At 53.2% G+C, this 19,115-nt stretch carries 21 protein-coding genes and 1 riboswitch; of the genes, 9 read left to right on the forward strand and 12 right to left on the reverse strand.

The window, feature by feature from the left end:
• Nucleotides 1-86: 86 nt before the first annotated feature.
• From DK872_RS03040 to DK872_RS03060, 5 genes are read right to left on the reverse strand one after another with little or no spacing between them, the layout of a single operon-like run.
• Nucleotides 87-719 (reverse strand): urea amidolyase associated protein UAAP2, encoded by a 633-nt coding sequence (locus tag DK872_RS03040; RefSeq protein WP_007374060.1) that lies wholly within the window; start codon nt 717-719, stop codon nt 87-89.
• Between the two features lie 11 nt (nt 720-730).
• Nucleotides 731-1,447, reverse strand: coding sequence for an urea amidolyase associated protein UAAP1 (locus tag DK872_RS03045; RefSeq protein ID WP_007374059.1), 717 nt, complete (start codon nt 1,445-1,447; stop codon nt 731-733).
• A 4-nt stretch (nt 1,448-1,451) separates the two neighbouring features.
• Entirely contained in the window at nt 1,452-2,228 is a 777-nt protein-coding gene (locus DK872_RS03050) for an ABC transporter ATP-binding protein (RefSeq protein WP_072438526.1), read from the reverse strand.
• Nucleotides 2,225-3,040, reverse strand: a complete 816-nt coding sequence (locus tag DK872_RS03055) for an ABC transporter permease (RefSeq protein ID WP_007374057.1) — start codon at nt 3,038-3,040, stop codon at nt 2,225-2,227. The genes DK872_RS03050 and DK872_RS03055 overlap by 4 nt, the downstream gene beginning before the upstream one ends.
• An 18-nt stretch (nt 3,041-3,058) precedes the next feature.
• Complete coding sequence (locus tag DK872_RS03060) at nt 3,059-4,117, reverse strand: putative urea ABC transporter substrate-binding protein (RefSeq protein ID WP_007374056.1); 1,059 nt, start codon at nt 4,115-4,117, stop codon at nt 3,059-3,061.
• A 57-nt stretch (nt 4,118-4,174) separates the two neighbouring features.
• Nucleotides 4,175-4,273, reverse strand: a riboswitch (guanidine-I (ykkC/yxkD leader).
• Between the two features lie 221 nt (nt 4,274-4,494).
• Between DK872_RS03060 and DK872_RS03065 the strand changes: the two genes are divergently transcribed.
• Complete coding sequence (locus tag DK872_RS03065; protein ID WP_072438524.1) at nt 4,495-5,118, forward strand: glutathione S-transferase family protein; 624 nt, start codon at nt 4,495-4,497, stop codon at nt 5,116-5,118.
• A gap of 79 nt (nt 5,119-5,197) precedes the next feature.
• Nucleotides 5,198-5,635 carry an NUDIX domain-containing protein gene (locus DK872_RS03070; RefSeq protein ID WP_072438522.1) on the forward strand — a complete coding sequence of 146 codons (438 nt, stop codon included), beginning with the start codon at nt 5,198-5,200 and terminating at the stop codon, nt 5,633-5,635.
• 10 nt (nt 5,636-5,645) lie between these two features.
• Here the strand turns inward: DK872_RS03070 and DK872_RS03075 are convergent, their stop codons facing one another.
• Nucleotides 5,646-5,915, reverse strand: coding sequence for a hypothetical protein (locus DK872_RS03075; protein ID WP_079518185.1), 270 nt, complete (start codon nt 5,913-5,915; stop codon nt 5,646-5,648).
• Nucleotides 5,916-5,953: 38 nt separating this feature from the next.
• The gene (locus DK872_RS03080) at nt 5,954-7,003 is read right to left on the reverse strand and encodes an NAD(P)-dependent alcohol dehydrogenase (RefSeq protein ID WP_007374052.1); all 1,050 of its coding nucleotides are present in this window, start codon (nt 7,001-7,003) and stop codon (nt 5,954-5,956) included.
• 111 nt (nt 7,004-7,114) lie between these two features.
• Here DK872_RS03080 and DK872_RS03085 point away from each other — a divergent pair, with 111 nt between their 5' ends.
• Nucleotides 7,115-7,495, forward strand: a complete 381-nt coding sequence (locus DK872_RS03085; protein WP_035885898.1) for a helix-turn-helix domain-containing protein — start codon at nt 7,115-7,117, stop codon at nt 7,493-7,495.
• A gap of 27 nt (nt 7,496-7,522) precedes the next feature.
• Here the strand turns inward: DK872_RS03085 and DK872_RS03090 are convergent, their stop codons facing one another.
• Entirely contained in the window at nt 7,523-7,999 is a 477-nt protein-coding gene (locus DK872_RS03090) for a GNAT family N-acetyltransferase (protein ID WP_072438517.1), read from the reverse strand.
• A 115-nt stretch (nt 8,000-8,114) separates the two neighbouring features.
• On the opposite strand from DK872_RS03090, the gene DK872_RS27290 reads away from it, so the two are divergent.
• A complete protein-coding gene (locus DK872_RS27290; protein WP_007374049.1) occupies nt 8,115-8,267 on the forward strand; it encodes a hypothetical protein in 153 nt (50 codons plus the stop codon).
• A gap of 26 nt (nt 8,268-8,293) precedes the next feature.
• Here the strand turns inward: DK872_RS27290 and DK872_RS03095 are convergent, their stop codons facing one another.
• Entirely contained in the window at nt 8,294-9,196 is a 903-nt protein-coding gene (locus DK872_RS03095; protein ID WP_007374048.1) for an alpha/beta hydrolase, read from the reverse strand.
• A 293-nt stretch (nt 9,197-9,489) separates the two neighbouring features.
• Between DK872_RS03095 and DK872_RS03100 the strand changes: the two genes are divergently transcribed.
• Together DK872_RS03100 and DK872_RS03105 are read left to right on the forward strand one after the other, a co-directional pair.
• Complete coding sequence (locus tag DK872_RS03100; RefSeq protein ID WP_007374047.1) at nt 9,490-9,858, forward strand: hypothetical protein; 369 nt, start codon at nt 9,490-9,492, stop codon at nt 9,856-9,858.
• Nucleotides 9,858-10,316: a YbjP/YqhG family protein gene (locus tag DK872_RS03105; protein WP_007374046.1), complete on the forward strand. Its 459-nt coding sequence runs from the start codon at nt 9,858-9,860 to the stop codon at nt 10,314-10,316. Before DK872_RS03100 ends, DK872_RS03105 begins: the two co-directional genes overlap by 1 nt.
• 160 nt (nt 10,317-10,476) lie before the next feature.
• Here DK872_RS03105 and DK872_RS03110 read toward each other — a convergent pair whose 3' ends face one another.
• Genes DK872_RS03110 through DK872_RS03120 form a run of 3 tightly spaced genes read right to left on the reverse strand, consistent with a single transcriptional unit; the run spans nt 10,477 to nt 14,662 of the window.
• Nucleotides 10,477-10,806, reverse strand: coding sequence for a hypothetical protein (locus DK872_RS03110; protein WP_161518020.1), 330 nt, complete (start codon nt 10,804-10,806; stop codon nt 10,477-10,479).
• A 6-nt stretch (nt 10,807-10,812) separates the two neighbouring features.
• A complete protein-coding gene (locus DK872_RS03115) occupies nt 10,813-13,806 on the reverse strand; it encodes a CapA family protein (RefSeq protein ID WP_161518021.1) in 2,994 nt (997 codons plus the stop codon).
• The gene (locus DK872_RS03120; protein WP_237656149.1) at nt 13,760-14,662 is read right to left on the reverse strand and encodes a S9 family peptidase; all 903 of its coding nucleotides are present in this window, start codon (nt 14,660-14,662) and stop codon (nt 13,760-13,762) included. Before DK872_RS03120 ends, DK872_RS03115 begins: the two co-directional genes overlap by 47 nt.
• A gap of 104 nt (nt 14,663-14,766) precedes the next feature.
• On the opposite strand from DK872_RS03120, the gene DK872_RS03125 reads away from it, so the two are divergent.
• Genes DK872_RS03125 through DK872_RS03135 form a run of 3 tightly spaced genes read left to right on the forward strand, consistent with a single transcriptional unit; the run spans nt 14,767 to nt 19,107 of the window.
• Nucleotides 14,767-16,446, forward strand: a complete 1,680-nt coding sequence (locus tag DK872_RS03125; protein ID WP_161518022.1) for a Mur ligase — start codon at nt 14,767-14,769, stop codon at nt 16,444-16,446.
• A 9-nt stretch (nt 16,447-16,455) separates the two neighbouring features.
• Nucleotides 16,456-17,160, forward strand: a complete 705-nt coding sequence (lapG, locus tag DK872_RS03130) for a cysteine protease LapG (protein ID WP_237656150.1) — start codon at nt 16,456-16,458, stop codon at nt 17,158-17,160.
• A 9-nt stretch (nt 17,161-17,169) separates the two neighbouring features.
• On the forward strand, nt 17,170-19,107 hold the full coding sequence (locus tag DK872_RS03135; protein WP_072438508.1) for an EAL domain-containing protein: 1,938 nt from the start codon (nt 17,170-17,172) through the stop codon (nt 19,105-19,107).
• The last annotated feature ends 8 nt before the right edge of the window (nt 19,108-19,115 follow it).

The raw sequence follows: 19,115 nt of genomic DNA on the forward strand, positions 1-19,115 counted from the left end.
AAAATGCGATTACAGCAGGATGCGTCCGGCGCGTACCGCGCAGAGGTGGTAAAGCGCCAGGCGCAGGCGCTGCCAGCGAGTTGGCGTCAATTCCATACCAGCACCTCCGCAGGCGTCGGATTCCAGCCATTGCACGGGTTGTTGAGCTGTGGGCAGTTAGAGATCAGTACAATCACATCACACTCGGCGCGCAGTTCAACATATTTCCCCGGCGCGGAGATGCCATCTTCAAACGTCAGCCCGCCCTGTGGCGTTACCGGCACGTTCATAAAGAAGTTGATGTTTGCGCCAATGTCGCGCTTTTGCAGGCGGCCATCGTGCAGGCAGGCGCAGAGGAAGTTATCGCGGCAACTGTGCATGTGCCGTTTATCCAGCGCATAACGCACGGTGTTGCTCTCCTGCGCGCAGGCGCCGCCAAGGGTGTCGTGGCGACCGCAGGTATCGGCGACAATGGTCAGTAGCGGGTTGCCAAGGTTGGAGTACAGCACGCTGCCGCTGGTGAGATAGGCGTTGTTCTGCCGACGCAGCGTGCGCTGGGCATCGTAGCGTTCACGCGGGTTCTGCGCATTGTAGAACAGCGTATCAATGGCCTGATTTCCTTCCAGATCCAGCAAACGCAGTGTCTGACCTTTTTTCACTTCAAACAGATACGGTTCACCCGCCGGGATCACATGGCGGAAAACGGCATGTTGGGCTTGTTTTTCGCTGGCAACTGTCATCGTGCGGCTCCTTACAGGGCGAAAAGTTGGGTATTGGTGAAGGCGCGGCTGTTTTCCGGGCGCGTCAGCAGGGCGTTGATCATCGCCTGCTCATCGTCGGCCTGCCGCCAGCTCAGTTGTACCGGGCGCGGCGCATACTCGCGGGAAGGGTCCATCGGATGTTGCAGCGCGGTCAGCACCACCAGCACATCCATCGGCGCAAACAGTTCAACATAGCTTCCCGGCTGAGAATGGCCGCTGTGGAAGGTGAACTGGCCGTGGTCATCAACCGACACTTTGCTGAAGAAGTTAACCACCATCAGCAGATCTTCGAGGTTGAGATCCCACTTGCCCATCTCCACCAGCAGGTTATCCGCACCGTTGCGGAAAAAGCCGTTACGCAGCTCCTGGTAGCGCCCCTGGCCGTACTTTTCCGCCACTTCGGCCGCGTTCAGTACGCCACCAAAGGGATCATGCCAGCCGCTGGTATCAGCGGTGATGCCCGCCAGCACGCGCCCCATATCCGAGTAGAAACAGTGCCCGGCCGTCAGGCGTGCGGTGTGCTGGCCTTTCAGGGTATCCGGCAGGTTCAGACGCTCACTTTTTTCATGGGCGTTGAGCATCATCAGGCTGACGTTTGCGCCGCCTTCGATGTCGGTCATGCGCAGGATCTGCCCGCGTTTGAGGATAAAAGAGAGATGGCCGCCGCCAGGCAGGATCTCGTCACGAAGAACAGAAGTTGGATTCACAGGATTATCTCCTTAATGCGTAGACGTTATCGGGCTTCGCACCGCTCATCGCGGAGAGCCGCGTTTCGTTGAGCGGGATGTCATAGGTGATGCGTGCGCCGTAAGCGTTGGGTGCCTGCGGATCAATACGCACCTTGTCGAACACCAGCAGGCGGGTGCCGAGGTTGAAGCCTTCCGAAAGATCGTGAGTCACCATAAAGACCGTCATGCGGGTTTCACTCCACAGTTGCAGCAACAGTGCATGCATCTCTTTACGGATACCGGGGTCAAGCGCGCCAAACGGCTCATCCAGCAGCAGGACGCGCGGTTGCATAATAAAAGCCTGAGCAATGGCTAAACGCTGTTGCATACCGCCGGAGAGCTGTGCCGGATATTTCTTCAGCGCGTGGCCAAGACCGACTTTTTCCAGCAATTCTCTGGCCTGCTCGCGGGCGGCGCGTTTTTTCGCGCCAAAGAACCGCCCAAAAAACGGAGATTGCGGCAGTTCGAGGCCAATGGCGACGTTATCCAGCACCGTGAGGTGCGGGAACACCGAGTAGCGCTGAAACACCACGCCACGGCTGCTGTCCGGTTCGGCGCTCAGCGGTTTTCCCTCCAGCGTGATGACGCCGCGGCTCGGTTTTTCCTGGCCGAGCAGCAGGCGCAGAAAGGTTGATTTGCCGCAGCCGGACGCGCCGACCATCGAGCAAAACTCCCCCTCTTTCACCTGCAAGTTCAGGCGCTCCAGCACCACGTGGTCGCCGTACTCCTGCCAGATATTGTCGATAGTGATAAAGCTCATGCCTTCCCTCCTTCCGCCCAGGGAAAACAGGTTTTGTGTAACTGACGCAGCGCCAGATCCATCAGCCACGCCAGCAACGTGATCCACAAGACGTACGGGATAATGACGTCCATCGCCATATAGCGACGCACAAGGAAAATGCGGTAGCCCAGCCCGGCGGTTGAGGAAATCGCCTCTGCCGAGATGAGAAACAGCCACGCCGAACCCAGTAGCAGACGCAGCGACATCAGCAGGCGCGACAGCAACTGCGGCAACACCACCCGCAGCACCAGCGTCCAGCTATTGGCGCCGAGGGTTTGCGCTTTGATCAGGATCTCCGCCGGGATTTCGCAGGCGCGCTGCTCCAGATCGCGGGCCAGCATCGGCGTGATGCCAATGACAATCAGCATCACTTTCGACAGCTCATCGAGGCCAAAAACGATAAACAACACCGGTAAAATCGCCAGCGGCGGGATCATCGACAGCACCGTCATCAGCGGCGACAACGACGCCCGCCACAGCGGGAAAACGCCGGCGGTGATGCCAATGCACAGACCAATCACCGAGGCGATAGCAAGGCCCATCAGCAAGCGGCCGAGGCTCACCAGCGTGTCCATCCAGAACAGGTATTCGCCGCTGCGTTTATCCGGGGTAAACGCCATCCGTGAAAGTGCATCCAGCATCTGTTGCAGACCGGGCAGCAGCTTGTCCTGTGGATTGGCCTCCAGCCGTACTGCTGAGCCCATAAAATAGGCGGCCAGCAGCAGGACGAAAGGCAGCAGGATCAGCAGCGTCCGCATGCCAGAGGTGGGATGGCGATTAATTTGTCGCATGGCGAACTCCGTCAGTTATCACAGCTTGCCGGCAGCGGCCATCTTCACGAAGCTGTCGTCAAAGCGCAGTTTCACGTTATTCGCATCGCCCTGCGTAACATTGCCGGGGAAGGTCATACCGATAAAATCCGCGCTCTGCGCACCATCGCCGAGCAGGCCTTTTTCAAAGGAGAATGACGCAACGCGCTGCATGGTTTTCGCCAGCTCCGCTGACGTCACAAAAGCAATGTTGTCCGCCGGGGTGTAGAACAGGTGGGTGGTTTTCAGTTGCGCCTTGTAACCAGCCAGATCGGTACCGGAAGCGGCGGCCATCGAATTAAGCGCCGTGGCGTCCTGCGCTTTCATCAGCCCCATCATTTCATACCATGCGCCGGTCAGCGCTTTACCCAGCGCCGGATTATCTTTCAGGGTGGCGCTGTTGACCACCATCATGTCGATCAACTCGCCCGGCACCTGCGAGGAGCTAAAGACTTCGGTGGTTTTCGGCGTGGCTTTAATCACGGAGAGCTGCGGGTTCCAGGCGACGGCAGCCTGCACATTTGGCGTACCAAACGCCGAGACAATATCCGCATCGGAGGTGTTCACCACGGTGACGTCTTTCTCCGCCAGCCCGGCTTTTTCCAGCCCGCGCACCAGCAGATAGTGAGAAACGGAGAGTTCTGGCAGGTAGACTTTCATCCCTTTCAAATCTTTGAGGGTTTTGCCCTCACCTTTCATTACGACACCGTCGTTGCCTTCGGAGTAACTGCCGAGGATCAGCGCCGTACTGTCAACGCCGCCCGCAGCCGGAATGGTCAGCGCATCCATATTGGTCATGGTGCAGCCATCAAACTGGCCGGCGGTGTACTGGTTGATGGATTCGATATAGTCGTTCAGTTGCACGACATTGATCTTGATACCGTATTTGCTGGCCCATTTATCAATGATTTTGCTACTGCTGATGGTGCCCCACGGCATCCATCCGGCGTAAATGGTCCAGCAGACGTTGAACTCTTTTTTCACGGCGGCAAAGGTGGGGAGACTGACCAGCATCGCCAGCGACAACACAAGAGAGCGGAACAATGGAGATTTCTTCATTCTTGACCTCTGATTGGCACAAAGTTAGGGGGCAGCGCGACACCCATTGGTGCTGCTGTCTCCCGGGTTTTTGTCCCGCCGTGTAACCTCGCAGAGGTCGCCAGCTCTTGGACCAGTCATTCACCGAAGTGAACCGGAACCCTAGCCAGCTATTTTCAAATTGTGTGTTGCACTGCCCTCTCGCATTTGCAAGCGCTGTGCCAGGTTGTTTTTGCTTTATCGTCATAACGTTAGCGATTTGTTGCGTTACGCTATCCCTGTTTTGGTGAGCCACAACAAGGCACTGCACCATGCTGGTGCTACAGCGCAAGTGGCGGGAATACATTCGACTGGTGTATTGTTTTTAAACGATTAATCACGCAGACGGATGTTTATATATGCTCAAAATCCTTGGCAAAACCTCTTCTATCAATGTGCGTAAAGTGTTGTGGACCTGCGAGGAAGCGGGGCTGGATTATTTACAGGAAGATTACGGCAGCGGTTTTGCTTCGACCGAGACCGACGCATTCCGCGCACTGAACCCGAACGCCATGGTGCCCGTTCTGCTGGATGATGAGTTTGTGCTGTGGGAATCGAACTCGATTTGCCGCTATCTGGCGCGTAAAACGGGGCGCAGCGATCTGTTACCTGCCGAACCGCAGGCCTGCGCCATTGTGGAGCACTGGATGGACTGGCAGGCCACCGAGTTTAACAACGCCTGGCGCTATGTCTTCCCCGCGCTGGCGCGCAAAAACCCGGCCTTTAACGATCCAAAAACCATTGAGGCGGGTATCAAAGAGTGGAACCACTGCATCTCCATTCTGGAGCAGCAACTGCAACGCACCGGCGCCTTTGCCGCGGGCGATACCTTTACCCTGGCAGATGTGGTGCTGGGGCTATCGGTGAACCGCTGGAAAATGACGCCGTTTGAACATCCGGAGGTGCCGGCTATCGACGCGTGGTTTGCGCGGCTGAACCAGCGCCCGGCGTTTTTGCGCCATGGTAATAATGGGATGGTGTAGGAAAGCGGAGCAGCGAAAAGGATTTGAAAACGGCAGAAAACTGTATTTATATACAGCTTTCTGCAAACCTGGTGAAAAGATGACGCGAGAAAGATACTGCCTGTCGGTTGCCGTTTTTGTCCTGCTGCGCAAAGAAAATCATATCTGCATGTTGAAACGCACCGGCACGGGCTGGATGGACGGTTGGTACAGCCTGCCTGCCGGTGGGCTGGAGGAGAATGAAACGCTGGCGACGGCAGCGGCCAGAGAAGCCAAAGAGGAGAGCGGCGTGCTGATTGCCCCGCAGGATCTTCGCTTAAGCCATTCGATGCATGTCCGCACGGAAGACCGCTCATGGATGGGGCATTTTTTTACCTGCACCCGCTGGGAAGGCGAACCACACATTGCCGAGCCGGACAAGCACGGCGATATGCACTGGCAGGCCATTGAGGATTTGCCGCAAAACACTATCCCGTATGTCCGGCAGGCGGTTCAGCAGATTATCGCGGGGCAGCCCTACTCAGAATACGGCTGGTGAAGCGCGGGGTTCAGCGCCCGAGGATTGTCCGCACCCCTTTTACACCTCGCGCTAAGCCCCAGGCAATAACCAACACAATCAGCACCAGCATGAAAGTGCTTGCCGGATCCATGCCCCATTCGTAGGTATCGGCAAGGATCTTGTGCTGCCAGAGCAGATCAAAAAGCCTGTCCGATGACCACAGCCAGAATCTATCGACAGGCCTGACGGCACCGGTGATAAAAAAGGCGATCGCCACATAGAACAGCCCCGCCAGAACCTTAATAATTGCCGCCCGCATCGTTTTTCCCTTTACAGCGCTGCTCACTTAGAACGGTTTTACCAGCGCGTGGCCTGCATATCGATAACAAAGCGATACTTCACCTCGCCTTTCAGCATGCGGGCAAACGCCATTTCAATCTCTTCACCGTTAATCATTTCGATATCAGCGGTGATGTTATGTTCGCCGCAGAAGTCCAGCATCTGCTGAGTTTCCTGAATGCTGCCAATCGATGAACCGCTGATGCTCAGGCGACGAAAAACCATGGGCGTAATGTCCGGCGCGGCGTGTGGCCGATCCGGAATGCCAACCAGCACCAGGCGGCCATTGGTTTTTAAGGTGGCCAGATATGGATCGAGATCGTGCGGTGCGGCAACACAGTCAAGAATAAAATCCAGCGAGGTCTGGCAGGCGGCCATCTGCGCGGCATCGCGGGAAACGACAACGCGCGTTGCTCCAAGGCGGCGGGCATCGGCGCCCTTCTCCGGCGAGGTGGTAAACAGCGTCACTTCTGCGCCCATCGCGCTCGCCAGTTTCACCGCCATATGCCCCAGCCCGCCAAGGCCGACGACGCCCACCGCATCGCCAGCTTTAACGTTGAAATGGCGCAGCGGCGACCAGACGGTGACCCCAGCGCAGAGCAGCGGCGCAACGCCCGCCAACGGCAAGTTTTTCGGTACAGAAACGACAAAGTGCTGATCGACAACCACGCGCTGCGCATAACCGCCCCAGGTACTGTCGCCGGTATATTTATCGATGCCGTTGTAGGTGGCGGTAAAGCCCGTTTCGCAATACTGCTCTTCCTGCTGTTTGCAGAAGTGACATTCACGGCAGGAATCGACCATCACACCGACACCAACGATATCGCCAGGTTGATATTTCGTTACCGCCGCGCCGGTTGCCACCACGCGGCCGACGATTTCATGCCCCGGCACCAGCGGATAGCGACTCACCGCCCATTCGTTACGCGCCATGTGCAGATCCGAGTGGCAAACGCCGCAGTAAAGGATCTCGATACTCACGTCCTGCTGTTGCAGCGGGCGCAGATTAATCGTGCCGGAAGTCAGAGGGTTAGCCGCATCGCGTGCAACTAATGCATTGATTTTCATAGTGCCTCCATGAGAACAGGCGTTGGCTGACTGAAGGCGGCAGACTATAATCCTCATGGTTCGATATTGATAGTAGTCACCATTTGGTGACCATAACGTGGGGAGATCGCCATGCCAGCCTGGGTCGACGGCAAACTCTTTTTCTATGCGGATTCGCCGCCGCGTCGTTTGATGGATCTTTTTTCAGTGAAATGGAGCACCATGGTGCTGCATGCGCTGTATCACTGGCCGGAAGGACGCGCCCGTACCGGCGAACTGCAACGTAGCCTGCAAGGCATTTCGAAAAAGATGCTGTTTCAGACGCTAAAGGAGCTGGAGCAACGCGGGCTGATCGTGCGCCACGTTTATGACGTAGTGCCGCCCAGGGTGGATTACCGGCTCACGTCACTGGGTAAAACCTTTGCCGAACCGATCGAACAGATGTATCAGTGGGGGCTGGAAAACCAGGCCGCGCTGGATGAAATGGAGAAGAACTACCGCACGCCGGAATAACTGCCCCGCCCGCGCGGTCACCCTAAATTAACGCTCAGATTGATCGGCAGGTTTTTTGGCGTTCTGGTAAATATCTGGCCGGGCGATGGTCCAGGTGTAATTTTGCCGGTTAACCGGTTGATAGCCGAACTTCTCGTACAGCCAGGGGGCGGTGGAGGTAAATAGCACGATCCGGCGTAATTTCGCGAAAACCGGATGCGCGTGGCAGCAGGCGATCAGCCAGCGGCCCAGCTTCTCCCCCTGATACTCCTCTAGCACATATACGTCGCAAAGATAAGCAAACGTGGCGTAATCCGTCACCAGCCGGGCAAAACCGATCTGCTCACCGTTGTGAAAAAGACCAAAATTCAGGCTGTTTTGTACGGAGATAGCCACCGTTTCGCGATCGATACCTGCCGCCCATGTGGAACGGGTCAAATAACGGTGGATTGCCGCGATATCCTGCTTCTCTTTATCGGTGGTGATCAGATAACCCTCTTTACGCCATTCCTGTGTCGCTATCATGCTGGTTTCTCTTCTGTCGTCTCGCCCAAAAGTTCACCGTACCACGATCTGAGAACAAAGAAGTACGGTATCGTTTTTTTACATTGCCCTGTATTGAGCAGGCAGACTGCATACAATGCCGTTTGAAACCGACGCGGAAGATGAAGCGCAGGCGGTGGATAACATGCTGGCGCATTTCAAAGAGAACACCGCTGCGCCCGAAGAATTCATCAAAGATGACTGCATTCCCGCCACGATTTTTGAACTCATTTTCGCCGCAGCTCGATAAAGCGAAGGCCGCAGGCGCGGCCTTTTTTAATGCGATGCGGGCAGCGCCTCGCCGGACATATGCAATATTGCCGCCTTCATCGACACGTCAAACATCGCGCCGTGCGTCAGCCCAGGATAGAGCAAATACGTAACCGGCAAATCATCAGCGCGCAGGCGGGAAACCCTGTGTTGTATAGCGCTTAATACACCGGACGTGGCGTTTTCATCATTGGCCTTGCGGTCGCCATCACCTTCGAGAAACCACAGCGATTTATGGCTGAATGACGCTTTCGGCAACCTGCCCATCGCTTTGAGCAACGTAAAGTTGTTCCGCTCCAGCGAAGGTACAGCCGAGTAATAAGCGCTAAAAAATGTCGATGAGAGATAACTCTCCAGCACCAATAACCCGCCGTAAGAGTGCCCCCACAGCGCCCGTTTCTGCGGATTTACCGCAACGCCTTTTTCGGCCTGCGGCGCGATGGTGGTTTCCAGCAACTGACGGAAAAGCGCGCTGCCACCGCCCTGACGGCCACGCAGATTTTGCGGCTCTCCTTCTGCGGCAGGTGTGTAATCGTAGGCCCTGGCCGTCAGATCAAAAGGCAGATCGGTCTGATAACCGACCGCCACCAGCACCGGCGGATCGCGTTCTGACAATTTCTGCAACAGCGGCTCCGAAAGCTTGTCCATTACCGCATTGCCATCCAGCAGATACAGCACCGGATAACCGGCCGCGGGAGGACTTTTTTTCGGTATCGCGGTCCACACTTTGTAATGCCGCTTGCCGTCGGTGGAATCAAAAGTATTGACGGCAAAATGGTAAAATGCCGACCCCTTATCGGCGATATTCGGCCCGAGCGGGGTCATATCAGGCCGTGAAAAAACGGTTTTCGAACAAAGCAGCAGCACAACCAGCGCGGCCAGGCGCGCGGCATAAAAACGACGATGCATTACGCATACTCCCTGTGCATCAGCACCGCAGTCTTCGCTGCCAGGCTGAAAGGTCAAATGAACGGGACAAACGTTAATAGGAATTATTCTTGATTGCAATAATTACGCGTTTACCTCTTACCTGAACAAATCTGGCTTCATCTTCCTTCCACGACCGAACAACGCAGAACACCAGGCGGCTTTCCTGCCTCTCCTCTCTCAACCAGGATAAATCTTATTCCGCGAAAAATAGCCCGATGTAGCATGACAACGCCTTGTTATCTTGTGGTTTTCATTTTTTCAAAGGGAATTTTATGGGATGGGATAGATCTGCTGCGGTGGATTATCTGGTGAAACATGCAGGCACAAAATCCCGGTCTGAATGCGCAAAATACACTCGACTGGCGATAGCTGCTGGCGGCATCAACCTTATACAAACGCGGTATGCGAAAGATTATGGCGACTCATTGCTGAAAGCTGGATTTGTCGCCTTACCGCAAACGGCAACACCAGAGAAAGGCGATGTTGCCATTATTCAGCCCTATATTGGGGGGAACGGTATCGGACATATGACCATGTTTGATGGTAAAACATGGTACTCAGATTTTAAACAACGAGACATGTATCCGGGGCCGGGTTATCGCAGACTTCACCCTTCTTATACTATCTACAGGAAGAACTGATGCGTTTAATAATCTCATTATTGCTCGCGTGTTATCTGCCCTTCGCCAGCGCAAATACTGCCACCGATGTGCAGAAAAATATTACGGAATTCTATACCTTTTATCTGCATGAATTAGATAAAACACCGCCGGATGAAATGGCCAAAATGGAGAAAATGCACAAGTGGGTCTCCGGTAAATTACTGGCCCGCATTGCAGCTATCTATAATATGCCTGAACAGGAGTTGCTGGGAGCCGACTATTTCACCTACAGCCAGGATTATGATCCGGCGTGGATCCCACGCCTGAAAGTTTCTCCGGCGTATCCTGATGGGGATAATCTTAAGCTCGATGTCTGGCTGGGTATAGAAGATAACAAGCTGGCGCATCTGCAGGTCTGGACATGCAAGGAAGACGGACAATGGAAAATCTTCCGGGTTATTGATGCCGGGGAACATATCGAACAAAAATTGTATTAAATCGGCTTCGCCCGTGGAAACACGGGTTTTATTTCTGCTTCAAAACACCAATTTAATACCGCCGGGTGTTTATTTACTTCCCCACCCCACGTTATTCGATATTCGCTCCCGCCTTAATTGTGATCGATCTCTTTTCCCTTCCTGTTCGCCTGGCCTGTTATTAACGTCCGGCAAATCGGATATCCAGCGGCAGCACAATGACCGGGCGAGCATTTTTCTGACGTTTGATCCACGCGCCCTCTTGCTGCGGTTGTTCTGTAATGCGCGTTCCCTGTTCACGCAAAATCGTAATGACATGTTCGAACTCGGTTTCACTCACCGGCCGGGGCTGCCAGAATGTTTGCTGGTTATCGGTAAAAATGGGCTGTAATTCCAGCGCTGGCTGTGTGCCCCCTAAGGACAAACGCACGATAAAACCGTACGGCGGCATTCCGCGTGACTGATACTCTCCGTTGCTGTTGAACACGCCATTACCAATGCTGTAGAGCACCCAGCCTTACCCGGTGCGCAGGATATCGCCAGGAATATGCGGGCCGGAGCCAATAATCAGATCGGCGCCAGCATCCATCAACCGCTTCGCAAGCTGGCGCTGCTGAGGGCGTGTCCATTGATAATCTTGCCCCCAGTGAGCCAGCACAATCAGCGTTGCCGGATCGTCGCTGCGTTTTTCCTCGCGCAGCTTTTCCGTTAATCCTCCACTGATACAGGCAACGCCTGCGCGGCGGGGCTGCGCGTAGAAAGCGCAATCCTGCTCCATATATTGTCGAAACCAGTAAGCGCTGAAAAATTTAAAACGCCTGTCGTTGATCGCCAGCGTCAACGGCGCATGCGCCTGTGTGGCATTCATTCCCGCGCCAAACGTTGATATTCCTTGCTGATGAAAAGCATCCAGTGTACGACGTAGCCCGGCGATCCCCGCGTCCATTGCATGATTATTTGCCAGCGTCACAGCATCAATGCCATGATTTTTTAAGGTCACCGTTGTCGCGAGCGGATCGCCAGTAAGACAAAAGGGTTTACGCCCCGCCAGCGTGCCTTGCGTGCTCTCGGTGAGCGCCGCTTCAAAATTCGCGATCGTCAGATCGCTCCCCGCCAGTAGCGGCGCAATGCCGAGGAACGCGTGATCGTAACCGTAACGTTGCAGCCCATCATCGATGCCGCGGCGCTGACGCTGGCGCGTGTACCACTCGCCACAATAGGTGTCGCCCAGCAGCGCCACGGTAATGTCGTTTTTATCGAAGGTGATGACCTGCTCATCATTAACCACCGTTGCCTCTCCTTCCGCCTGCGCTAACAATTCATCCAATAAATAATCGAGATGAAAAGCATCATCTGCACCAGCGGCACAGGCCAGCCATAGCTCGCCGCCGTGGCGATGAATGGCAAATCCCCAGCGCGGTGTCCCGCCGGAGCTATAGCTGTAGCTGGCGCGGCCTGCGGCCTGAATGTTGCTGCTCTTGCGGTAAAGCCGCTCGCCAGACACCATTTCGCTTTCGGCAAACCAGTGCAGAAAATGAGGAAAATGGTGGTAAAAATGGCGAACCAGCTGCGCGATATCCTGCACCGTTGTTTGCTGCTGCCGCCACAACCGCCCCGACACATTACTGATTTGCGTCTGCGTCATCTTCAGCGCCTTTGCCTGCGCCTGCACGCGCGAAAGCGCCGCCGCCGTATCGCCGGCCAGATAATGCGCCAGGTTAACGGCGGCATCTCTGGCGTTGTGAATGATCATCGCCTGCAGCAGACATTTTACGCTGTACTCTTGTCCCGCTTTCAGCCCCAATGCCGGGCCTTTTTGCAAAATACCGGCAGGCACCGTTTTCGCGGTGATGGGGGTGGTCAGCGCGCTGTTGTTTTTGTTCTGCCGGGCAGCAAGTTGCGTAATTAATAACAGATGACTTAAATGCAAGGGTTCGAAAACCGCATCAGCATGGCACGACACCACCTGCTCACCGCGGGAAAGATTGATCAACACACCCGCCGTCTGACCCTCTTTTAACGCTGGCGCCGCACGACGGCTGATATTTTTCATTCGCCTGACGATCTGATGGAAGTCGGAGTCACTGACGCTGCCTTTTACCAGAACCACATCCCCCGCTTTCAGCCCGGCCATCACGCTTTCAGCCATCTCGTCAACCCGGGTAAAGTGGCCGCTGACCCGTCCGGCAGGCAACACGGCCATCAAATCCCGCATCTCTTCGCCATGCAACCAGACCCGATCAAAACCAGCCTGCAGCAGAGGTTCCGCCAGGGCAATATGGCTCTTTTTAGCCAGTTCGCCGAGGGTTGCCAGCCGCCCGAGAACCGCAACACGCCGTTGCCCTGGACGCATTTGATACAGGGAGGCAACTTCAAATGCATTGCACATTGAGGTCAGCGTAGCGTTATAGTTGTCATCAATTAGCGTCACCGAACCGCCGCCAGGCAGCGTCATTGTCCCGGTTTGTAATTTATTTTTATGATTACGGTAATCTGCAATACGTCCGGCCGCTTTATTGATATCGCCGCCTGAAAAATGAATGGCAATCAGCGCAGCAACAGAATTTCTCGCCATGCCTTTTCCCGGCACATTCAGTTGATATTTAATTGCCGTGCCGTTGAATAAAATTTCTATTATTGAGTGGTCCGTTTCCGCTGCATAATTTGTGACAGGAACATCAGCCTGCGGATGAAAACCATAACTGATTACGCGGGCGCCGTAGCGAATAGCCTCCTGAGATACAAAATCATATTCATCCATATCACGATTTAATATCGCGTAGCCGCCAGGTAAAATCGCATTGCATAACCGTGTTTTAAAACGTGCAGTATCACGCAATGTTTTCACATTACGCCCCACCTGCGTCATACCTATTTCCGTGATGATAACAATATGGGGTTTAATTCGCGTCCCCGCGCCGCCAGACTGCATCCATAATGCGGAAATAGCCACTTCCAGCACCGCATATTGTGGATCGGTAATACAGCGAGCAAGGCTTACCATCGTTCCGGTCCGGGTATTATGGTTCCCTTGTGTCGCAATCGTGGCCCCCTCCTCCGCCAGCAACATATGTAATAAATCTTTCGTCGATGATTTCCCTACCGTACCGGTGATAGCAATAATGGTGCCATTCATCCGACGGCGTGCTTCATCGGCGAGAACCGGTAATACATCATAGGTATTTTCCACAACCATTTGCGGAAACCCGTCAGGAAGCTCCGCAAGATAATGCTGAACAATTGCGCCACAGAAGTGATGATAATTATTTTTTAATACTTCATGAGTATCTTTCCAGCCCGCATAAATACCCATATTCCCGGAACCGGCATGCCAGGTTTTTTCATCCATCGCGATAAATAAACATTTACCGTTATTTTTTTGGGTATCAACCATGGTTAGCGCAATATTATCTGCCCGCCAGTCTGTGCCAGGTTGTACGTGCCATTTACTGCCCAGCAAACGCTCAAGCTCCGCGCTTTGCCATCCTCGCTGATGTGCATTGTTTGACATACTTTAACTCTTGATTGCCTTTAAGATTATGATATTCAGGGGGATATGCAGGCGATTCAATTAAAGCGACGCGATGATGTTTATCACGCAATGCGCGTGCAAATTTAACCTGAAGTTCAAAGGGGGTGATTTGATCCTGAAGATTACCAATGATCAGAATCTGACGCTGCGGATCAGGAGGAATATTATCAATGTGGTAGAGCGGATCATAAGGATTTTCCAGGCCGGTAATATCTTTCCCTGCATCGCTGCGCTCACCACGTTCTTTACGCAGCGTTTCTGCCCGATTAAGAAGATCCCATGCCCCTGACGTTAAAATCGCACAGCGAATATCATTACGCCCGAGCGTTAATAACGCTGAGGCTGCGGTTGCGCCGCCACTATGGCCTGTCAAAATAAACTGCCCGATATTGTATTGTTGTCGCAACTTGTCCAGCGTGGCGTTTAACGCCAGAAATTCAGCACGTTGCCGACGATTATAGTGATTACCGCTGGAGCCGTAAGTGCCAGGTCTGGCAACAATAACGACCGGCAGGCCGGTTCGTATACTGAATTTTTGTGCGATTTTTCGTTGCGCCGTCGCGGTATTTGCCGGAATAGTTTGAGGATCGCGCTTGATAAAAGGCACACGATCGCCCAGAAATACCACCACCACCAGGGGTGCATTCTGCATATTTCCACCTGCAAAATATCGGATACAGTCAACTCCGCCATCATATTTTACCCAGACTTCATCAGCCGTAATGGGACAATTACTGCTAATGGCTTTTTGATTCCATAACAAGGGTATATCCGCATAAACAGAAACGGATAAAAAAAATAATGTGATTATTCCGATACGCAGTGGAAATAACATATTTGCCCCCAGAACCAGAACAATGGGCTGCTACAATTGCAGGGTATAAACCTGAAATTATTAAGAATAGATGTTGCTGGCGCTAAAAATTAACGGGGAGCCAAATGTCGCTTCATCAATTACTTACACATACGCAGCCCGCCGCAGAACAACTGGATATTAGCACGCCTTCCTCTTTCTCACCTGGCTGGGTTATTTTTTTCAGCGCCAGCGATGGTAAAAGCCGTGCTCAGGTTGTGTGCGGGCGCGGCCAGCGTTTCGATGAAGCATGGCAGAACGGAGCTGCTGCATTGCAACATTCATGTGGTATCCGGGAAGCAGACATGATCTGGCTGCGCGTTGATATCGTTGAACAGGTTGAAAAACTGCGTTGGGAGAAATTGCAGGAGAAGCTGGCGGCGACCAAACGTAACTATTTTCGTTGGGGATTAAGTTTCGATCCCGCTTTTAACTATGCCTTTCTGGAACAGGAAATTGCTGCCAACGCGCTGCTGTATGATGGAAAACAGGGCGTCGCGACGCCCAATAGTGCAAATCTGGCGCACTTTACCCGTCGGCGTTTTGGTGCGCGATTCGACTGGCCGCAGGAGGCGGATCGGCCGATCTGGCGCTTCAAAACCAGAGCGCTTTTTTCCGACGGTAAAACGCTACTGCCCATTGAATCTCACGGGCGAAACTCAGGGTATCGTCAGCTAACGCACTGGCAGGATGAACTGGAGATGATGATCCTGTCGGCCACCGATTATCTGGCGCGCCAGATAAAACCTGGCGGCCAATATGAATATGGCTGGTTTCCCTGTTTTGACCGCCGGATCCCCACCTACAACACGTTACGCCACGCCAGTTCGACCTATGCCTTACTTGAAGGCTGGGAGGTGAGCCGCAACGATGATCAGCGAAGGGCTATCGAACGCGCCCTGAAAAACCTGAGCGATGAGCTGATTCAAAATTATCAACTCCCCGATGGCAGCAGCGCGGATTTTCTTATCGATAGCGGTAATGAAATCAAGCTGGGCGGTAACGCAGTTTGCATCCTGGCAATGGCAAAACATGCTGAACTCACCGCCGACGATCGTTATCTTGCGCAGATGAACCGGCTGGCGAATGGCATTTGTTATATGCAGGATCCGCAAACCGGCGGTTTTGTGCATGTACTGCATGCAGCTGATTTATCACTAAAAGCTGAGCATCGCATTATCTATTACGATGGCGAAGCCGCCTTTGCGCTGATGCGCCTGTACGGAATTACCCGCGAGCCGCGCTGGCTCTCCTGCGTTGAACGGGCGATGGGCTATTTTATCGCTCAGCGGCACTGGCAGGCGCACGATCACTGGTTAAGCTACTGCGTGAATGAGTTGACACTCTATCGTCCGCTTGAACGTTATTACCAGTTTGGCCTTGACAACGTTCATGGCCATCTTGATTTTGTACTGAACCGGATCACAACCTACCCAACACTGCTGGAACTGATGATGGCGGCGGCAAAAATGATAGCCCGCCTGGCGGAATCTGAGCACCGGCATTTGTTAAAAGAACACGATCCTGAAAAATTTTCTCTGGCGCTGGAAACTCGCGCCCGTTATCTGGCTAATGGTTTTTTTTGGCCGGAACTGGCGATGTTTTTTAAAAATCCATCGCGTATCGTTGGCAGCTTTTTTATTCGCCACCACAGCTATCGGGTCAGGATTGATGATGTCGAACACTATCTTTCAGGTTACATCGCCTATCGAAAATACTGGCAACAACAAGCCGCTCAGAAAACTGAACAACACTCGGCTCTTTAGTACTGACTTATGAACGGGCGCCTCTACTCAACCAGAGCAGGCCACGGCAGGCAGCGATATTTGTGCTTCTGGTTGTTGCTTGTGTTTCTTTTTTCTCCCGGCGGATTGGCGGCGAGATGGGATTTCAATGCCATTAATTTCCGCACGCACCAGTTATATGGTGCAGCGACGCCAGCAGCTCAGCAACGGATTGATCAATGGGCAATATTGGTGAATAACCCGCCGCAGGAATCGATTAAAGGAAAATTAAATCGTGTGAACCAGTTTTTTAATCAACGCATGCTTTTTCGCGATGACAAGCTGGTCTGGGGAACGGAAGACTACTGGGCAACACCGATTGAATTTTTACGTAAAGGTGAAGGCGACTGCGAGGATTATGCATTAGCCAAATATTTCACATTGCGCGAAATTGGCGTGCCTGCCAGCCAGTTACGCATCACCTATGTCAAAGCAGTAAAACTGAACCAGGCGCATATGGTGGTGACGTGGTATGCCACGCCGGATGCGATCCCGTTGGTACTGGATAATTTGAATACCGCAATTTTACCGGCCACGCAGCGTCCGGATCTTCTGCCGGTTTATGCATTTAACGGCGAGGGGCTATGGCTGCCAGGAGCCGGGGGAAATAAACGTGTCGGCGACAGTAAGCGCTTATCCCGCTGGCAGGAGCTTCTCACAAGAATGCGGGCGGAAGGATTTGTCATTCAAGAATAGGAGATTGCCATGTCATTGTATAAGCAGCTACTGATCGGCATCTGTCTGTTTACATTGGTTCTTTTATGCGGAAATTACGTGATCACGCTCGAAAGCTCACGTGAGCAATACAGTAATCAGCTGAACTCGCACGCTCAGGATGCCGCGACCGCGCTGGGCGTTGCACTGACCGGCCATATTGACGACCCGGCAGTGATCGAGCTGATGGTAGATTCCATTTTTGACAGCGGTTATTTCTACAGCATTCGCCTGGTCGATGTGAAGAGTGGTAAGACGTTAATTGAGCGAAAAGGCACGCCGCAAAGTGCGAATGTTCCACAGTGGTTCGCACATCTGGTGAGACTGCGGCCAGGCGTGGGCGATGCCATTGTGATGAATGGCTGGATTCAGGCAGCACGTGTTGAAGTGGTCAGCCATCAGATGTTTTCTGTGGCCCGGTTATGGAACAATATGGTCGCCAGTTTCCTGTGGTTGAGCCTGTGCAGTTTGCTGTGCATCCTGTGCGCGATGTTCATGTTGCACCGCAGCCTGCGCCCTTTGAATAACGTTGTTGAGCAGGCTCGCTCCATCTGCCACCGCGAGTTTCGCAAAGTCACCGATGTACCTAAAACACCGGAGCTGATGCGTGTTGTCGAAGCCAGCAACATGATGGTTTCGCAACTGAAAGCCCTGTTTCATGAGCAAGCAGAACGCACCGAATCTCTGCGTGAAGCCGCCTATCGCGATAGCCTGACGGAACTCAATAACCGCCGCGCGTTTGATATCAAACTGCAATCACTGCTGAGCGACGAAGAGAGCAAAGAAGGGAACCTTATTTTACTGCGGGTGCAGGATCTTATCGGGTTGAATCAGCGCATCGGCGCAGAAAAAGCCGATGAACTACTGAAATCTATTGCCACTATTTTGCGCGAACTACAGAAACGCTTCCTGCGCAACGAGGGTTTTCTCGCCCGCATTCGCGGCAGTGAATTTGCTCTCCTGACCGGCGAGTTTCTTCCGCCAGAACTGGAAAACACGTTGTCCAGGCGGCTGAAAGCGCTTAACGACACGGGGATGAGCGATACCTCGCCCGTCGCCTATTTCACGCATGTTACGTTTCGCATGGGTGACACGCCACAGGCGGTGCTGACGCAGGCCGATCACGCGCTGGCGGAGGCCGAAACGGAGAAACATTACGCCGCCGAACCGTGGATAACAGCAACGGGATACAGTGAGGAGAACCATCACCAGTGGCTTAGCAAACTCGAAAAAGTATTGAGCGCAGAAAAGTTTATCCTTTACGCGCAGCCGGTATTTTCCTGTCACGATCAACAGCGCATTTTGCACTATAAAGTGCTGGCGCGAATAAAAGAGGATAATGGCGAATTAACGCCTGCCGGACATTTCATGCCCTGGATTCATCGGTTTTCACTCAGCTTTCGTATGGATTTAGTCATGCTTAAGCAAATACTGCGTGAAATGACAAATATCCCCTACCCTTTAGCGCTGAGCATCAGCGGTGAAAGCGTAGCGAATGACGAAAAACTGGATGCGATATTACAGCTGTTAAAAAATGCGCCGAATCAGGCCAGTCGCTTAACACTCGAACTGGATGAAAATGAATTGCCCCATGCCGAGCGCGTCAATGAACTGGTTAATAAACTTAAAGCCGTGGGTTGCCATCTGGGTATTCAGCATTTTGGCGGTAGATTCAATTTGATAGGTAATTTACCTCAATGGGGGCTGGCCTGGATAAAGGTGGACGGCGCCTATATTCATCTTATTGATACAGAAGAAGACAAGAGAATTTTTATTGAAGCGATGTACTGGGCAACCCGGCAAATCGATCTTCCGCTTATTGCTGAGCGAGTGGAAACATCCGGAGAATTAGCGATACTCAATAAAATAGGTCTCTATGGGGCAATGGGGCGTTACTTCGGCGATCCCGGTTTATTGTCGAAACAATAAGTTAATAG

Origin of the sequence: Kosakonia sp. MH5 (assembly GCF_009935945.1) — a bacterium.
Taxonomy (GTDB): Bacteria; Pseudomonadota; Gammaproteobacteria; order Enterobacterales; family Enterobacteriaceae; genus Kosakonia; species Kosakonia radicincitans.